Genomic DNA, 16,822 nt, shown 5'->3' on the forward strand with positions numbered 1-16,822 from the left:
TGCGATGAGTAGCGATGACGTCACCGAAGGTGGACCTGCCCAAACGCTTTCCGGCGTTCTTCCCGACGACACGGAAGCGGCGGCCGAAGCCCTGCTGCGACTATGTTGCGAAGCGGATCTGAAAATCAGCACCGCGGAAAGCTGTACCGGCGGTTTGCTGGCGTCGCTGCTGACCGACGTGGAGGGCGCGAGTCATGCTTTTGAGCGCGGATTCGTGGTCTATAGCGAGGATGCGAAATGCGAACTGCTGGGGATCGCGCGCGAGCAGATCGACGCGTGCGGCGCGGTCAGCCGCGATGTGGCGATCGCCATGGCGGAAGGCGCGATCAACAAATCCAACGCCGATATCGCGCTGGCGGTGACCGGCTATGCAGGCTCCGCACCACCGGGGGCTGAACCAGGCCTCGTTCATTTCGGCTGCGCCCGCCGCGGCGCCACGACCCGGCATCGCGAAGAACATTTTGGTGACATCGGGCGCGGGCCGATCCGGTTGGATGCGATCGCCGTGGCGCTGGAAATGATGACAGAGGCCGTTGATGATGCCCGTTGATCGCTTCGGGGCCATCGAGACGCATGGGTTGGTAAGGCTGGCCGCCGCGACGCCCGAAGCGAGCGTGGCCGATGTGGGCACCAATGCAAAGGCGATCCTGCAACTCGCGCGGCAGGCGGCCGGGCAGGGGGCCGACATCATCCTTTTCCCCGAACTCTGCCTGTCCTCCTATGCGATCGACGACCTGCATCTTCAGGACGCGCTGTTGGACCGGGTGGAAGCCGAGATTGGGCGGCTTGTCCACGCCAGCGCGGACTTGCCCGTGCTGCTGGTCGGCGCTCCGGTGCGGCGGAACGGGCGGCTGTATAATGCCGCGCTCGTGATCGCGGGCGGCCGGCTGCTGGGCGTGGTGCCGAAAAGCTACCTGCCCAATTATCGGGAATATTATGAAAAGCGCTGGTTTGCGCCGGGCGCTGGCCTGACCGGACTGAACATCGACCTGGCTGGCTATCGCGCGCCCTTTGGCCCCGATTTGATCTTTGCGGCCGGGAATCGTGCGGACTTCATCTTTCACGTCGAAATTTGCGAGGATTATTGGGCGCCGCTGCCCCCATCGACATTCGGTGCCCTGGCGGGGGCCTTGATCCTGTGCAATCTTTCGGCGTCCAACATCATCGTGGGCAAGGCGCGGGATCGCGACTTGCTGTCCGCCGCGCAATCGATGCGGTGCATCGCTGCCTATGCCTATTCGGCGGCGGGCTACGGCGAAAGCACCACTGACATGGCCTGGGACGGGCAGGCGATGGTGCATGAGATGGGAGACATGCTGGCGCAATCGGCGCGTTTTGGCGATGCGCCGGAGATCATTTATGCCGATATCGACGCCCAGCGGTTGCGGCTGGAAAGGATGCGCAACGGCACCTTCAACGATACGGCCGAAGCGATGGGTCATCCCGAGCAGCGATTTCGCCGCGTGACGTTCGAGGCGGCGGCTGTTGGGGACCGCGAAGGGCTGTTTCGTCCGGTACGCCGCTTCCCCTTTGTCCCGGCCGACCCCCTGCAGCTCGACGCGGACTGCTATGAAGCATTCAATATCCAGGTGGAGGGGCTGGTCACCCGATTCCGCGCGACGGCGGGCAAGCATTTTATCATCGGCGTGTCGGGCGGACTCGATTCCACCCATGCGCTTATCGTCGCGGCCAAGGCGTGCGACTGGCTGGGCCTGCCGCGATCGGCGATCCTTGGCTATACGATGCCGGGCTTTGCCACGGGCGAACATACCAAAGCCAACGCCTGGCGCCTGATGAACGCCCTGGGGGTGAAGGGGGCGGAAATCGACATTCGGCCTACCGCGCGGCAGATGCTTGCCGACATGGACCATCCCTTCGCAAAGGGGGAAGCGGTTTACGACGTCACTTTTGAAAATGTGCAGGCGGGATTGCGGACCGACTATCTGTTTCGCCTTGCCAATCGCAATGGCGGCTTTGTCGTCGGGACGGGCGACCTTTCCGAATTAGCGTTGGGGTGGTGCACCTATGGCGTCGGGGACCATATGAGCCATTATGCCGTAAACAGCGGCGTGCCCAAGACGCTGATCCAGTATCTGATCCGCTGGTGCATCGCGACGAACCAGTTCGATGCGGAGACGGACGCGATATTACAGGCGATCGTGGATCAGGAAATATCGCCCGAACTGGTGCCTGCGGACGCCACCGGCGCGATGCAGAGTACGGAAAGCCGGGTTGGCCCCTATGCACTGAACGACTTTTTCCTGCACCATATTGTCCGGTGGGGACAGCCGCCTTCGAAGGTCGCATTCCTGGCCTGGCACGCCTGGCGCGATGTGGAGGCGGGCGCTTGGCCGTCCGGCTATCCCGATGAGGCAAAGCTGTCCTACGACCTGCCCACGATCCGGCACTGGCTGGACAACTTTCTGTACCGCTTCTTCACCATCAGCCAGTTCAAGCGATCGGCTATACCAAATGGGCCAAAGGTGTCGGGCGGCGGCGCGTTGTCGCCACGGGGAGATTGGCGTGCGCCTTCAGACGGTGGAGCGTCGGTCTGGCTCGACGAGTTGTCCGACCGAATGGGCCCTGGGGCAAAGAGTGAGTGACTATAAGGCGATCAAGGCCATGGTTGCCAAATATGGGCGACTGTCGCCCACAAATGATTGACCTGACGCAATAATTCGGTTAAACGGATCCTAAGGCAGAGAAGCGCGCCGCAGCGCGCTTCCTGGCCGAAAAGGCAAACTGTCGGTGACGGCAGGACGCAAAGCTTCCGGTCTCGGTTTGGAGATAGCGGAGTTACCGAAGCAGGAATATATGCGATGAAACCGCTTGGCCTTTTCTCTTCAAGCATAAATTTCGGGCCACCGGGGCGCGCAGGTCGCTCCTCGGGTTAGTGCCGTTTTGGCTTTAGGCGGCATGGTGAGACGGGGCCTGAACGAAGCCCCTAGCCATGTTCGCAGGACATCGAGTGTCAGCGTCGGCCACATCGTTGGCCGCAACCCCTTAGCTCCCTCGGGTCGCACTCTGGGAGAGAAGCACAGCGTCCCAAAGACCCATCTCCCCACCACGGGGCGCTGTGCTTCATTCTTTTTCCTGCAACGGCGTCGGCCGTTCTTCTGACAGATTGCGGACTGGCCCTTTGAGATAGGCGGACAGCCGGTCAACGGCGTCAGGTGGGACATGGAGGCCCAGCTTGCTGCGGCGGAAGAGAATATCCTCCGCCGTGCGTGCCCATTCCTTGCTGACCAGATAATCGACCTCCGCCCGCGTCAGGTCGCTGCCGAATGTCCCGCCCAGATCGTCGAGGCGCTGCGCCCTGCCAAGTAGCTGGGACGCCCGCGAGCCATAAGCGCGGGCGAGGCGGCGCAGCAAAGCGCCCGGCAGGGCGGGATATTGATCCCGCAGGCTGGCGGCCAGCGCATCAAAGCCGCCTTGCGCCATGTCTCCGCCCGGCAGCTTTGCTTCCCCTGTCCACGCGCCGCGGGTTTCGATGCCCTGCGCAGCGAGGAGATTGAGCGCCTGTTCGGCAAGCCTGCGGTAGGCGGTGATCTTGCCGCCAAATATGCTGAGCAGCGGAGGGCCGTCGCCGTCTAGATCGAGGACGTAGTCTCGTGTAACGGCGGAAGACCGCCCGGCCTTGTCATCATAAAGCGGACGGATGCCCGCATAGGACCAGCAAATATCCTCCCGCTTCGGGGGGCGTGCGAAATAACGGCCTGCGGTGTCGAGCAGATAGCCGATCTCTGCATCATCGATCTGCGCCTTTCTGGGCGGGCCGGTCCAGTCCTCCTCCGTCGTGCCGATCAGGGTGAAGCGCCCCTCATAGGGGATGGCGAAGACGATCCGGCGATCGGCATTTTGCAGCGTGAAGGCGTGGTCGCCTTCATAGAGCCGCGGCACGACGATATGACTGCCCTTGACCAGGCGAACGGCCCGGTCGCTGTGAAGGCCCGCTCTGCCGATCACATCGCTCACCCACGGCCCGGCCGCGTTGACGAGTATGCGGGCGCGGACTTCCTGCTCGCCCCTGGCATCGCCGATCGTGGCGCGCCAGACCGCGCCATCGCGGCGCGCGCGCAACAGGCGAGTGCGGGTACGGACAAGCGCGCCACGTTCGGCAGCGTCGAGCGCGTTCAGGACGACCAGCCGACTGTCATCCACCCAGCAATCGGAATAGAGGAATGCTCGGCCCCGGCGGTCGGCCAGCCCGTCGCCGAAGGGAGAATGATCCAGCGCCACCGTTTCGGTGGCGGGCAGCGCCTTGCGCCCGCCCAGATGGTCGTAAAGAAAAAGGCCGAACCGGACCATCCATGCGGGACGCGGCGATAGGGTCTGAGGCAATATAAAGCGAAGCGGCCAGATGATGTGCGGCGCCATCCTCCAAAGCCGTTCCCGTTCGATCAGGGATTCGCGCACAAGGCGGAATTCGCCATATTCCAGATAACGCAGTCCGCCGTGAATCAGCTTGGTCGATGCTGACGAGGTGTGACCGGCCAGGTCATCCTGCTCGACGAGCAATAGCCTGTAACCCCGCCCGGCGGCGTCACGGGCGATGCCGGCGCCATTGACGCCCCCGCCCACGACCAGCATGTCGAAGTCAGCCGGGAAGCCTCCATCAATTTCATCAAGCTTCGGCCCCGACAGGTTCTTCATGACAAATCATATTATCGCATAATCGGCGGAGCGATATAGCGGTCGCCCTATTCGGATCGGTATCGGCTCTCGGATGTTAGCTTTCATGCAGAAGGGAGTGAGCATGGCAGCACAGGACACCGATCGGGGCCGGTCAGCGCAACGGCCGCAGGATATGCCGAAGGCGGCGTGGCGCGACATATTGCTACGTACCTGGAATGAAAGCAGCGCCGATAATGTTGGCCTGGTCTCAGCCGGAGTTGCCTTTTATGGCTTTCTGGCCTTCGTGCCGACATTGGCTGCGCTCGTCCTGTGCTATGGGCTGCTTGCCGATCCATCGACGATCGCCGATCATCTGCGGTCGTTGTTCCAACTGCTGCCGGAAGAAGCCGCCCGGCTGATCGGTGAGCAGTTGCTGTCCGTCATCAACACCAGTGCCGACAAGAAGGGCTTTGGCCTGCTCGTTTCCCTTGCCCTGTCGATCTATGGGGCGATGAACGGCGCCAGCGCGATCGTGAAGGCGGTAAACATCGCCTATGACGAAGAAGAAAGCCGCAGCTTTTTCAAACTGACGGCGCTGGCCTGTCTGATCACTATTGGGCTGTTGGTTACGGCTGTTATCGCTATTTTCGCGATTGCGGCGCTCGCATTTCTGGAACAGCTGATGCCGGGCGCGCCGGGCATAGTGACGACGGCGATCCGCGTCGGCTTCTGGCTGCTGGCCGCATTTGCCGCCAGCATGATCGTCAGCATGATCTACCGCTATGCTCCCGACCGGCACCGCGCTCAGTGGCGATGGCTGACGCCGGGGTCCGTGCTGGCGACGGTGGGCTGGCTGGCCGTGAGCCTTGGATTTGGCGTCTACGCGTCGCAATTCGGTAACTACGGCGCGACCTATGGAGCGTTGAGCGCCGTAGTCGTCACGCTGATGTGGCTGTATCTGTCGGCCTATATCCTGGTTCTGGGCGCGGAACTGAACAGCGAGATCGAGCATCAAACCGCGGAGGATACGACCATCGGCCGACCAAAGCCGATGGGCGAGCGCCGGGCCTATGTCGCCGACACTATTGGAACCGTGCCCTAATGATTTGTCGGTGCCTTGGCTCCCTCAGTGGTGGATCATGGCGGACGCCATAGCCTGGAAAGCTGTCTCCATCTGTTCTGCGATCGGCTGATCCACTGCTACGTCCCGCATCGCTGCGCTCATAGCGCCAATCCACTGCTCTGCGGTGATCGCGTCGATTGCAATTGGTGCATGGGCGGACATCATGCATTTGCCGGGATGAGCATCGAACCAGTCGCGTGGCCCGCCCAGCCAGCCGGTCAGGAATCCGGCAAGCGATGCCCGCATGGGCCGAAGATCGTCGGCATGCAACGCCCGCAGTTCGCGATAGGCGGGCACGCTATCCATCAGGTCATAGAAACGATCGACGATGCGCCGTACGCCTTGTGCTCCCCCGACCGCTTCGAACGGGACGACGCGCGCCGCAGCCTGCGTCATCCACGGCGCCCTTTCAACGCGTCTTCGATCGACACGCCCGCAAGCACTGCCATGAAGGTGAGCAGGGCGACGACAACAAGCAGATCATAGTGGGTGCTGATAAGGTCGGTCATTGAAGGTCTCCTTTCTGCCCAGACTATCGCGATCCTGCCGCTGCGGATTTGATGGCCGTCAAAATGGGAAACCATGTTTTGATAACTGGCCGACGTCGTTCAGACATCGGGATTGGCGCTCGGACTGCGGCCTCGCATCTTGCGCCTTTCGCAAAGGAGAAGGTGGCACAGTCCATCCTTGCCGGGCGCCCTGACTGGCTTGCGCTGCCAGGGCGGAATCCAGTTGAGTGAAATGGAGCCGCAGAAACTTGCAGGCGAAGACGTGCGGTGCGGCGCTTGCCCGGCGGAAAGCCCCGCAGCGGCAAAGGCAGCCAGCATCCAGGCGCTATATCGCACGGCTGTATCGCCCCTCCGCGGGGACGAGATAGGTGTCGAAACATGCCGCGATGCTGCGTGCATAGGGCAGCCCTTCCGCTGTCAGCACAATGCGGTCCCCGACCAGGCGCGCCAGGCCCAGATCAACGAAGGGCGCCAGGTCGAACACAGGCTGGGTGACATCGACATGGGCCTCTCCCTGACAGAGCAGATTCTCGATGATGCGGCCCCGGCGGCGGTCTTCAGGCGTCCGGTGCGTCCCGCGCGCGGCTGAAAGCTGCCCTTGCTCGACCATGGTGCGCCACGGCCCTGCCTGCTTTTCATTCTGAACGATTAGGTCGGGAAACTGGCTGATCGCGCTCGCGCCAAGGCCCAGCAGGATTTCGGCCGGATCATCGGTGAAGCCTTGGAAATTGCGGCGAAGCCTGCCGTCACGCGCGGCGCGGGCAAGGCCATCCTCTGGCAGAGCGAAGTGATCGAAGCCGATCGCCTGATAACCCGCCGCGACCAGCATATCATGGCCATGCGCCGCCATATCGAAGCGGGTGGAAAGGTCCGGCAGAGCGGCGGCGTCGATCCGGCGCTGGCGCGGCAGCAGCTGCGGCATATGAGCATAGCCGAACAGGGCGATCCGCGCAGGCTTCATGCCGATGCTCGCCTCTATCGTGGAGGTGAGATCCTCGACCCGCTGGCCGGGCAAGCCGTACATCAGGTCGAAACCGATCGCGATGCCAGCTTTCGCCAGTTGATCGACGGCGCGTTCGACCAGGTCGAGCGGCTGGATGCGGCCGATGCGGGTCTGGACATGCGGCGTAAAGGTCTGGACCCCCAGGTTGACCCTGTCGATCCCGGTAGCCGCCAGCGTCTCGATCCATTGCGTATCGAGCCTGCGCGGGTCGAGCTCGACGGAAATCTCCGCACTGCCGGCGTCGAAGCACAGGAACAGTTGTTGCAGCAGGCGCACAAAATCGACGCGCGGCAGCGAATTGGGGCTGCCACCGCCAAAGGCGATCCTGACGACGCGACCCCGTTGGTCCAGATGCCGGGCGACCAGCGCGATTTCCCGCTCCAGCGCTTCGACATAGGCCGTCAGCCGCTGGGCGCGATTGGCGGCGCCGGTATTGCACCCGCAATACCAGCAAATGTCATGGCAGTAGGGGATGTGGAGATAGAGGGAGATTTCAGTGCCCGGCTGCACCGTGTCCATTCGCGTGGACAGGTCCGCCGCGCCCACTTCGCTGCTGAACTGGGCGGCGGTGGGATAGCTGGTGTAGCGCGGCACGGACCGGGCGAGCAGGTCGGGATGATATGTCCACATGACCATCCCGATCCCATGATGGGCGGCGCAGCACATTGAGCAAGGTCAAATCTCCAATTGTGCAGGATCAATGCGGCGCATGCAGCGCATCGGCAAATCAGTGTCTCCAACAACAGGGGTGGAGATATGGCTATGACATTCAGGAATATTCTGCTCGGCGCGGCTGCCATGGGCGCGCTGGCGACGGGTCAAGCGCAAGCGGCGCAGGGCGATGTGCTGGTCCGGCTGCGCGGCGTCATGGTCGCGCCCAATGAAAAGAGCGGCAGCGTGCTTCCCGGCTTTCCCAGTGAAAAGGTGAAGGTGGATGACAGCGTCATGCCGGAAATCGACATCAGCTACATGGCCACCGACCATATCGGGTTCGAACTGATCGCCGCGACCACCAAACATGGCGCCAGCGGGCGCACCGGCGTTACCGGATCAATCGGCAAGCTTGCATCAACCTGGGTTCTGCCGCCGACGCTGACGGTGCAATATCATTTCCTGCCCGACGCAAAAGTCCGCCCCTATGTCGGTGCGGGGATCAACTATACGCTTTTCTATAATGAAAGGGCGTCGAACGCACTGGAAGGCGCAGTAGGCGCAACCCGCGTCCATATGTCTGACAGTGTCGGCTGGGCAGGTCAGGCTGGCGTCGATATCGGCCTGAACGACCGGCTGTTCCTCAATCTGGACGTCAAATATATCGACATCGACACCAGGGTAAGACTGACCACCGGCGCCGCTGGCGTGCAGCGCGTCAAGGTGAGCCTTGATCCCTTCGTCTTTGGTATCGGCATCGGCATGAAGCTGTAATGACCGATTGCGGCGGTGCGTGGTTGCACGCCCCGCCGCTTCATGTCGATGCCAACGCCTTCACCACGAAGGGCAGGCGCTCGCCATCCGGTCCTGTCAGGGTGAGATAGCTGCCCGGCATGATCGCGTGCGTGTTCAGCCGGAAAATCCTTTCATCATCCTCATCCCCCCTTTCATAGGACAGCGTCCAGCCCGCAGGGGTATGGAGCAGACAACCGTGATGGTCTGGCTCATTCGGCCAGAAGCGGCGAACCGTCGCCAGTTCGGGATGACGCTGGTACTCATGTTCGTCGATCAGGCCATCCGGCCCCAGCGGCAACCGCAGCACATAGCTGCGCGCGGCCGAACCGTTGGGAAAGGCATGCGTGCGTGCGAGTTCAAGGCGTATCGTCGTCCATGTCATGCCCTACTCAATCCGATTCCCACGTGAGAAAGGATATACGGACTATCCCGGAGGGCGGTGCAGGCGCATTCAATCGGCCCTTTGCCGCTCTTGCTGGCCCATTGAAGAATGGGCATTGTGCGGGAATGGGTGTTGCGGATGATGAAATTGATGACTTGAGCGCGCGCGAACACAGCCTGGAACAGGCGTTGCTGGGATCGATCCTGGCCACCGTCCCTGACGCGCTGATTGTCATCGACATGAAGGGACAGATCATTTCGTTCAGCGCCGCGGCGCAGCGCATGTTCCAATATGCCGAAAGTGACGTGCTGGGCGAAAACATCTCCATGCTGATGCCATCCCCCGACCGGGAACGGCATGACGGCTATATCAACCATTATCTTGGCACCGGCGAAAAGCGGATCATCGGCATCGGGCGTCTTACCAGCGCGCGGCGGCGGGACGGGTCCGTCTTTCCCATCGAGCTGTCCGTTGGCGAGGTGCATGATCAGGGCAAGCGACTGTTCACGGGCTTCATCCGCGATCTGACCGAACGGCAACAGGCTGAAACGCGCGTCGCCGACCTGCAGGCGGAACTGGCGCATGCGAGCCGTGTCACCGCCATGGGCACGCTGGCCTCCGCGCTTGCCCACGAACTGAACCAGCCTTTGACCGCGATCGCCAATTATCTGGAGGCAGGGCGCGACATGCTGGACAGCGACCAGCCCGTCGACCGCGAACTGCTGCGCGAGGCGATGGCGGAGAGCGCGGCCCAGGCCCTGCGTGCTGGCGAGATCATCCGTTCGCTTCGCGAGTTCATCAAGCGCGGGGAGACCATGCGCCAGCCCGAGCCGTTGCGCGGCCTGCTGGCGGAAGGCACGGCCTTGGCCTTCATTGGCGCTGACAGCCGGGGCATCGACATGGACATCAGCGTCGACCGGCGAGTGGACGAGGTTTTCGTCAACCGCGTCCAGCTGCAACAGGTAATCATCAATCTGGTCAGAAACGCGGTTGACGCAATGGCGAACAGCCCCGCCCGGATTCTCCGCCTGTCCGCCGCTCCGGCAGAGGATGGCCGCGTGGAAGTAGTGGTGTCCGACAGCGGTCCGGGTCTTGATCCCGACATGTCGCGGACGCTCTTCACCCCCTTCACGACCACCAAGGCGTCGGGCATGGGCGTCGGACTGTCCATATGCCAGACCATTGTGGAGGGTCATGGCGGGCGCATCTGGGCCGAACCGTCGCAATGGGGCGGCGCGGCCTTTCATTTCACATTAGACGCAGCGGACGGAGCATGAGCGAACCCTATCCCATCTATGTCGTGGACGATGACGAGGCGATCCGCCGGTCGCTGTCGTTCATGCTGAAGACCAGCGGCTATGCGGTGCAGCTGTTCGCAAGCGGCGTCGAGTTTCTTCGCGAGGCGGGCGATCTCGCTCCCGGCTGCGTGCTGCTGGACGTAAGGATGCCGGACATCGACGGGCTGGAGGTGCAGCGCGAAATGCGCGCGCGCGGTATCATGCTGCCGGTCGTGATCATGACCGGCCATGGTGACATCGACATGGCCGTCAGCGCTATGAAAGCCGGGGCAAGCGATTTCATCGAAAAGCCATTTGAAAAGGCGGCGCTGCTGGGTTGCGTGGAGGCGGCGCGGAAGTTGTCGCTCGCTGATCGGGGCGCCAGCGCCCGCGCGAAGGACGCCCACGCCCGCCTCAACATCCTGACCGAACGAGAGCGTGAGGTGCTGGATGGGCTGGTCGAGGGTCTGCCGAACAAGACAATCGCCTATGATCTGGGGATCAGCCCGCGCACGGTGGAAATCCATCGCGCCAACCTGATGCACAAGCTGGAGGTCAAAAGCCTCGCCGAAGCGCTGCGCATCGCGTTTCATGCGTCGCAGGATTAGCGACCTAGGGATAATTACGGATAGGTCTGGGCCGCGGGCGAGGGCAGGCAATGCCCATGGACATGCAATTTGATCTGGCGCAAATCGCGCCCGTTAAGACAGCGCCGGACGCAGGTTGCGGCGCCCAATATTGCGACCGCTGCGAAGTGCGCGACCGGGCGATCTGCGCGGACCTGGAGGCGACGGACCGGACCACACTCAACCGCATTGGACGCCGGGCCGTGCTGAAGGCCGGGCAAACCGTCATGTGGGAAGGCGACAGTTCGACCCTGGTCGCCAATGTGATCGAAGGCACGCTGAAACTGTCCACATCGACCGCCGACGGACGCGAACAGATTGTTGGCGTCGTCTATGCTTCCGACTTCATCGGTCGCCCATTTGGGTCTTACACACCGCATAGCGTGACGGCGCTGACCGATGCGCGGCTATGCCTTTATCCACGAGGCGCTTTCGATGGCTTCGCGCGGGAACATCCGGCGCTGGAGCATCGGCTGTTGCAGCGGACGCTCGACGATCTTGACCGGACACGGGCCTGGATGCTGTTGCTTGGCCGAAAAAATGCGCGGGAAAAGGTCGCGACCCTGCTGCTCGACATGCGCAATCGTGTGCAGGCGGACGCGCAGGGAACGATCGAATTGCCGCTGTCCCGGCAGCAGATCGCGGACGTCCTTGGGCTGACGATAGAGACCGTGTCGCGGCAGGTTACAGAGCTGAAACGCAAAGGCGTGATCGCGCTTGTGGGCCGCCGGGGCGTACGGATCTGCGATGTCGAACAGTTGGAAAGCATCGCAGAGGGCGAGTGACGGCACATCTGCTGGCATGATGCGGCCAAGACATCCCGCCGAATAAGGACATTCCCCTACATACCGCCTGCGTCCGCTTTGACAGGGATCAATGCGTAATGCGGGCTTCGCGAGCATCGGAAGCCACGAGCCTATGGTGGGGGAATCCGATGGATCAATTGCTGTTGAAGACGGGCGGCTGGTTTGTGCTGGCGCTGCTGGCATTTCTTGCGGCCTTGGGCGCGGTCGACTCTGGATTTGCGGTGCATATGGGCATCATCTGCGCGGCGGCTCTGACCGCTGCGGTGCTGACCATGCGGCATGCCGATTATGAAGCGATTGCACGCGGGTTGCTGAAAATGCCCGCTGATCCGGGGAAATATGACGATGATCCGATCCGCTGGGGCGTGATCGCGACGGTATTCTGGGGCTTGGCGGGCTTTCTCGCCGGGCTCTACATCGCCTTGCAACTCGCCTTTCCGGCTCTCAACCTTGGGCTGGAATATACCAGTTTTGGCCGGTTGCGTCCGCTGCACACATCGGCGGTGATCTTCGCCTTTGGCGGCAATGCGCTGATCGCGACCAGCTTTTACGTCGTGCAGCGCACATGCCGGGCGCGGCTGGCCTTCCCAGGGCTCGCCCGCTTCGTCTTCTGGGGCTATCAGCTATTCATCGTGCTGGCGGCAACCGGCTATGTGCTGGGCATCACCGAAGGCCGCGAATATGCCGAGCCGGAATGGTATGTTGACCTGTGGCTGACGATCGTCTGGGTCGCTTATCTCGTCGTGTTCGGCGGGACGATATTAAGGCGCAGCGAACCGCATATCTATGTGGCGAACTGGTTCTATCTCAGCTTCATCCTGACCATCGCGATGCTGCACATCGTCAACAATCTTTCCATGCCGGTCAGCTTGCTGGGGTCCAAGAGCTACAGCGCTTTCGCGGGCATGCAGGATGCGCTGACCCAATGGTGGTACGGGCATAATGCGGTCGGTTTCTTCCTGACGGCCGGTTTTCTGGCCATGATGTATTATTTCGTTCCCAAGCAGGCGGAGCGGCCGGTCTATAGTTATCGCCTGTCGATCATCCACTTCTGGTCGCTGATCTTCCTCTATATCTGGGCGGGACCGCATCACCTGCACTACACCGCGCTGCCCGACTGGGCGCAGACGTTGGGCATGGTTTTTTCGGTCATGCTGTGGATGCCCAGCTGGGGCGGCATGATCAATGGCCTCATGACGCTGAACGGTGCATGGGACCGCATCCGCACCGACCCGATCATTCGCATGATGGTGATGGCGCTGGCCTTCTACGGCATGTCCACCTTTGAAGGGCCGATGATGTCGGTGAAGGCGGTGAACAGCCTGTCGCACTACACCGAATGGACCATCGGCCATGTGCATAGCGGCGCGCTTGGGTGGAACGGCCTCATCACCTTCGCCTGCCTATATTACCTCACGCCCCGGCTGTGGAAGCGGGAACGCCTTTACTCCCTGCGGCTGGTGAACTGGCATTTCTGGCTCGCGACGCTGGGGATCGTCCTCTACGCCGCGTCGATGTGGGTCGCGGGCATTATGCAGGGACTCATGTGGCGCGAATATGGGGCCGATGGCTACCTTGTCTACGCCTTCTCCGAAGTCGTGAGCGCCATGTTCCCCATGTACGTCATCCGGGCGGCCGGCGGCCTGATGTACCTCGCCGGCGCGATCATCATGGCCTGGAACATAGGCAGGACCATAGCGGGCAGCCCGCTCCGGGACGAAAAGCCGATGAACGACGCTGCCTATGATGTCGCCGCAGACCGGCCGCTCGTCACCCAGCCTGCCTGAGGGAGTAACCGAAAATGGCAACCAAATTCTTCGACCATGGCAAGCTGGAGCGGAATGTCTCTTTGCTGGGTATAGCTTCCCTCATCGTAGTCGCCATCGGCGGCATCGTAGAGATCGCGCCGCTGTTCTGGATCGACAACACGATTGAGAAAGTGGAAGGCATGCGCCCTTACACGCCGCTGGAGCTGGCAGGCCGCAACATCTACATCCGCGAGGGATGTTATAATTGTCACAGCCAGATGATCCGTCCGTTCCGGGACGAAACGGAACGCTATGGCCATTACAGCCTTGCCGCCGAAAGCATGTACGATCATCCGTTCCAGTGGGGGTCGAAGCGCACGGGACCGGACCTCGCCCGCGTGGGCGGCAGATATTCGGACGAATGGCATGTCCAGCATCTGAAAGACCCGCGCGCGGTCGTGCCGGAATCGATCATGCCCGGCTATGCCTTCCTCGCCAGTCGCGCGCTCAAGCTGCCCGACATGCGCAAGGACTTGGCCGCGCTCAACAATGTCGGCGTGCCCTATACCGAAGACGACATCGCCAAGGCCAATGACGACCTGAAGGCGCAGGCCGATCCCGATGCGGATGCGGGCGACCTCATCAAACGCTATCCCAAGGCACAGGCAAGGGATTTTGACGGCAATCCCGGCCAGTTGACCGAGATGGATGCGCTGGTCGCCTACCTCCAGATGCTGGGCACGCTGGTCGATGTGGACAGCGCCAGGCCGCAGGAGGTCGAACGATGAGCTATGACGCCCTGCGCCATTTCGCCGACAGCTGGGGGCTGGTTTTCATGGGCCTGCTCTACCTCATCCTGATCGGCTGGCTCTTCCTGCCCCACGGGCGACAGCGCAGCGCCGAAGCCGCGCGCGCCATCTTCGAGGATCAGACGGAGGCCGACAATGGCTGAGGACAAGCGTATCGACGCCGCGACGGGGACCGAAATCAAGCTTCATGAGTGGGACGGCATCCAGGAACTGGACACGCCGTTGCCGCGCTGGTGGCTGTGGACCTTCTATGCGACGATCCTGTTTGCGATCGGCTACATGGTCGCTTATCCGGCCTGGCCGATGATCGACCGGGCGACCGCCGGGTTGCTGGGCTGGTCGAGCCGAGGGGCGCTGGACAAGGAACTTGCGGCCCGCGAACAGCAGATCGCGCCGATCCGCCAGGCGATCGCAGAGACGTCCGTCACCGTCCTGCCGCAACGCCCCCAACTGATGCAGGCGGCAATCGAGGGCGGACGCGCGGCTTTTCGCGTGCATTGTGTGCAGTGCCACGGATCGGGCGCGGCGGGATCAAAGGGTTATCCCAATCTCAACGACGACGACTGGCTGTGGGGCGGTGACATTGCCGCCATTGAAAAGACGATCGCCGATGGCGTGCGCAACCCGGATCATCAGGCGACGCGGCAATCGCTCATGCCTGCCTTCGGCAAGGACCAGCTGCTGACGGCGGCGCAAGTGGATGACGTCGTGGCGCATGTCCGGGCGATCAGCGGGCAGCACAGGGCGAACGCCGCATCGCGGCGTGGGGCGAAGGTCTTTGCCGACAATTGTGCGGTCTGCCATGGCCCAGCGGGCGCGGGCGACCGGACGGTCGGTGCGCCGAACCTGGCCGATGCCATCTGGCTTTATGGCGGGGATGCGGATTCGATCCGCGATACGGTGTGGAACAGCCGCCGTGGCGTGATGCCGCGATGGGACGACAAGCTGGACAAGGTGACCGTCCGAATGCTGGCGGCCTATGTTCACAGTCTAGGCGGGGGCGAGACCAAGCCGGAAACCCGTGCAGAGCCGGGCGGCTGAGCCATGTTGATGACAGGATCGCCATCGCTCTACGAAAAGCGCAAGGGCGTCTATCCCAAAGCGGTCGATGGCTTCTATCGCCGTCTCAAATGGGCGGTCATGGCTGTGACGCTGGCCATATATTGGGGCACGCCATGGCTGCGGTGGGATCGTGGCCCTTACGCGCCCGATCAGGCGGTGCTGGTCGATCTGGCGAACCGCCGTTTCTACATGTTCTCCATCGAAATCTGGCCGCATGAATTTTACTATGTGGCTGGATTGCTCATCATGGCAGGCGTCGGCCTGTTCCTGGTGACGTCGGCGGTCGGCCGCGCCTGGTGCGGCTATGCCTGTCCGCAGACGGTATGGACCGATCTCTATCAGCATGTGGAACGCTTTATCGACGGTGACCGCAATGCGCAGGTCCGGCTGGCCAACACGCCATGGAGCGCGGCGAAGATCGCCCGACGGCTGGCGAAATGGGCGGTGTGGCTGGTCATCGCCTTTCTGACCGGAGGCGCGTGGATTTTCTATTTCGCCGATGCGCCGACATTGCAGCAGCAATTCTGGACCGGGACTGCCGCCCCCGGCGCCTATGGCGCCGTCGCCGTGCTGACGGCCACCACCTTCATCCTTGGCGGCTTCATGCGCGAGCAGGTATGCATCTACATGTGCCCCTGGCCGCGCATACAGACCGCGATGCTGGACGAAAAATCGCTGGTCGTGACCTACAAGCATTGGCGCGGCGAAAAGCGCGGGAGCCTGAAGAAAGCGCAGGCCGCCCCGGACATTTACGGCGATTGTATCGACTGTAACCAGTGCGTCGCGGTCTGCCCCACCGGCGTCGATATTCGTGAAGGTCCGCAGATCGGTTGCATCACCTGCGCGCTATGCGTGGATGCGTGCGATGCCGTGATGGCGCAGATCGGAAAGCCGCGCGGCCTGATTGACTATTGCACGGAAGATGATGCGCTGGCCGAACAGAAAGGCGGCGCCCCTCGACCTGTGCTCAGCACGCTGTTGCGGCCGCGGACCCTTGCCTACTTCGCGTTGTGGATCTGCGTCGGCGCGGCGATGCTGTTCGCGTTGGGCGTCCGCACGCGGCTCGACATCAGCGTGCAGCAGGATCGCAACCCGATTTTCGTCCGTCTGTCGGACGGGACGATCCGCAACGCCTATACGATAAAGCTGCGCAACATGGAGGCGCGACCGCGCCCGATGCAGGTCGGCGTCACCGGCTTGGCCGATGCGAAGATGTGGACCGATGCCGGTTCGCGCGAGCAGGCGGGCAGCGCCCTCACCACCATGGTCGCCGCCGACAGCGTCGAAAAGCTGCGCGTCTTCCTGCTGCTGCCGTCGGCAGGCCCAGTGCGGCAAGATTTCGCCTTCACCGTGCGCGCGACGGACCGCGAAGGCGGCGGCGACAGCGAACCCGCCCGATTTGAAAGGCCCTGAAAGC

16 protein-coding genes and 1 riboswitch are annotated in these 16,822 nt (G+C 62.5%); of the genes, 12 read left to right on the forward strand and 4 right to left on the reverse strand.

Annotated elements, in window-relative coordinates; translation table 11 throughout:
• Positions 1-4 precede the first annotated feature (4 nt).
• Together B6S01_RS14590 and B6S01_RS14595 are read left to right on the forward strand one after the other, a co-directional pair.
• Positions 5-550, forward strand: a complete 546-nt coding sequence (locus B6S01_RS14590; protein WP_037467356.1) for a CinA family protein — start codon at positions 5-7, stop codon at positions 548-550.
• Complete coding sequence (locus tag B6S01_RS14595) at positions 540-2,603, forward strand: NAD(+) synthase (RefSeq protein ID WP_409372964.1); 2,064 nt, start codon at positions 540-542, stop codon at positions 2,601-2,603. Before B6S01_RS14590 ends, B6S01_RS14595 begins: the two co-directional genes overlap by 11 nt.
• Positions 2,604-2,726: 123 nt before the next feature.
• Positions 2,727-2,804, forward strand: a riboswitch (cyclic di-GMP riboswitch).
• Positions 2,805-3,081: 277 nt separating this feature from the next.
• Here the strand turns inward: B6S01_RS14595 and B6S01_RS14600 are convergent.
• Positions 3,082-4,653: a glycerol-3-phosphate dehydrogenase gene (locus B6S01_RS14600; protein ID WP_051908372.1), complete on the reverse strand. Its 1,572-nt coding sequence runs from the start codon at positions 4,651-4,653 to the stop codon at positions 3,082-3,084.
• 103 nt (positions 4,654-4,756) lie between these two features.
• Between B6S01_RS14600 and B6S01_RS14605 the strand changes: the two genes are divergently transcribed.
• The gene (locus tag B6S01_RS14605; RefSeq protein WP_037467353.1) at positions 4,757-5,716 is read left to right on the forward strand and encodes a YihY/virulence factor BrkB family protein; all 960 of its coding nucleotides are present in this window, start codon (positions 4,757-4,759) and stop codon (positions 5,714-5,716) included.
• A gap of 24 nt (positions 5,717-5,740) precedes the next feature.
• On the opposite strand, the gene B6S01_RS14610 is transcribed toward B6S01_RS14605, so the two are convergent.
• A complete protein-coding gene (locus tag B6S01_RS14610) occupies positions 5,741-6,133 on the reverse strand; it encodes a group II truncated hemoglobin (RefSeq protein WP_037467349.1) in 393 nt (130 codons plus the stop codon).
• Positions 6,134-6,571: 438 nt separating this feature from the next.
• Positions 6,572-7,879 carry an oxygen-independent coproporphyrinogen III oxidase gene (gene hemN / locus B6S01_RS14615; protein WP_037467370.1) on the reverse strand — a complete coding sequence of 436 codons (1,308 nt, stop codon included), beginning with the start codon at positions 7,877-7,879 and terminating at the stop codon, positions 6,572-6,574.
• Between the two features lie 132 nt (positions 7,880-8,011).
• On the opposite strand from hemN, the gene B6S01_RS14620 reads away from it, so the two are divergent.
• Complete coding sequence (locus tag B6S01_RS14620; protein ID WP_037467345.1) at positions 8,012-8,674, forward strand: OmpW/AlkL family protein; 663 nt, start codon at positions 8,012-8,014, stop codon at positions 8,672-8,674.
• A 40-nt stretch (positions 8,675-8,714) separates the two neighbouring features.
• Here the strand turns inward: B6S01_RS14620 and B6S01_RS14625 are convergent, their stop codons facing one another.
• Positions 8,715-9,077: a hypothetical protein gene (locus B6S01_RS14625; RefSeq protein ID WP_037467342.1), complete on the reverse strand. Its 363-nt coding sequence runs from the start codon at positions 9,075-9,077 to the stop codon at positions 8,715-8,717.
• Between the two features lie 125 nt (positions 9,078-9,202).
• Between B6S01_RS14625 and B6S01_RS14630 the strand changes: the two genes are divergently transcribed.
• From B6S01_RS14630 to ccoG, 8 genes are all read left to right on the forward strand, one after another.
• Positions 9,203-10,354, forward strand: a complete 1,152-nt coding sequence (locus B6S01_RS14630) for a sensor histidine kinase (protein WP_037467339.1) — start codon at positions 9,203-9,205, stop codon at positions 10,352-10,354.
• Entirely contained in the window at positions 10,351-10,962 is a 612-nt protein-coding gene (gene fixJ, locus B6S01_RS14635) for a response regulator FixJ (protein ID WP_037467336.1), read from the forward strand. The genes B6S01_RS14630 and fixJ overlap by 4 nt, the downstream gene beginning before the upstream one ends.
• 56 nt (positions 10,963-11,018) lie before the next feature.
• A complete protein-coding gene (locus tag B6S01_RS14640) occupies positions 11,019-11,765 on the forward strand; it encodes a Crp/Fnr family transcriptional regulator (protein WP_037467367.1) in 747 nt (248 codons plus the stop codon).
• Positions 11,766-11,914: 149 nt separating this feature from the next.
• The gene (ccoN, locus tag B6S01_RS14645) at positions 11,915-13,573 is read left to right on the forward strand and encodes a cytochrome-c oxidase, cbb3-type subunit I (RefSeq protein WP_037467333.1); all 1,659 of its coding nucleotides are present in this window, start codon (positions 11,915-11,917) and stop codon (positions 13,571-13,573) included.
• A 14-nt stretch (positions 13,574-13,587) separates the two neighbouring features.
• Positions 13,588-14,322, forward strand: coding sequence for a cytochrome-c oxidase, cbb3-type subunit II (ccoO, locus tag B6S01_RS14650; protein ID WP_037467329.1), 735 nt, complete (start codon positions 13,588-13,590; stop codon positions 14,320-14,322).
• Positions 14,319-14,486 (forward strand): cbb3-type cytochrome c oxidase subunit 3, encoded by a 168-nt coding sequence (locus B6S01_RS14655; RefSeq protein ID WP_037467327.1) that lies wholly within the window; start codon positions 14,319-14,321, stop codon positions 14,484-14,486. The genes ccoO and B6S01_RS14655 overlap by 4 nt, the downstream gene beginning before the upstream one ends.
• Positions 14,479-15,384, forward strand: coding sequence for a cytochrome-c oxidase, cbb3-type subunit III (ccoP, locus tag B6S01_RS14660; protein ID WP_051908371.1), 906 nt, complete (start codon positions 14,479-14,481; stop codon positions 15,382-15,384). Before B6S01_RS14655 ends, ccoP begins: the two co-directional genes overlap by 8 nt.
• 3 nt (positions 15,385-15,387) lie before the next feature.
• Positions 15,388-16,818: a cytochrome c oxidase accessory protein CcoG gene (gene ccoG / locus B6S01_RS14665; RefSeq protein WP_037467323.1), complete on the forward strand. Its 1,431-nt coding sequence runs from the start codon at positions 15,388-15,390 to the stop codon at positions 16,816-16,818.
• The last annotated feature ends 4 nt before the right edge of the window (positions 16,819-16,822 follow it).

It is taken from the genome of Sphingobium herbicidovorans, from assembly GCF_002080435.1.
Classification (GTDB): domain Bacteria; phylum Pseudomonadota; class Alphaproteobacteria; order Sphingomonadales; family Sphingomonadaceae; genus Sphingobium; species Sphingobium herbicidovorans.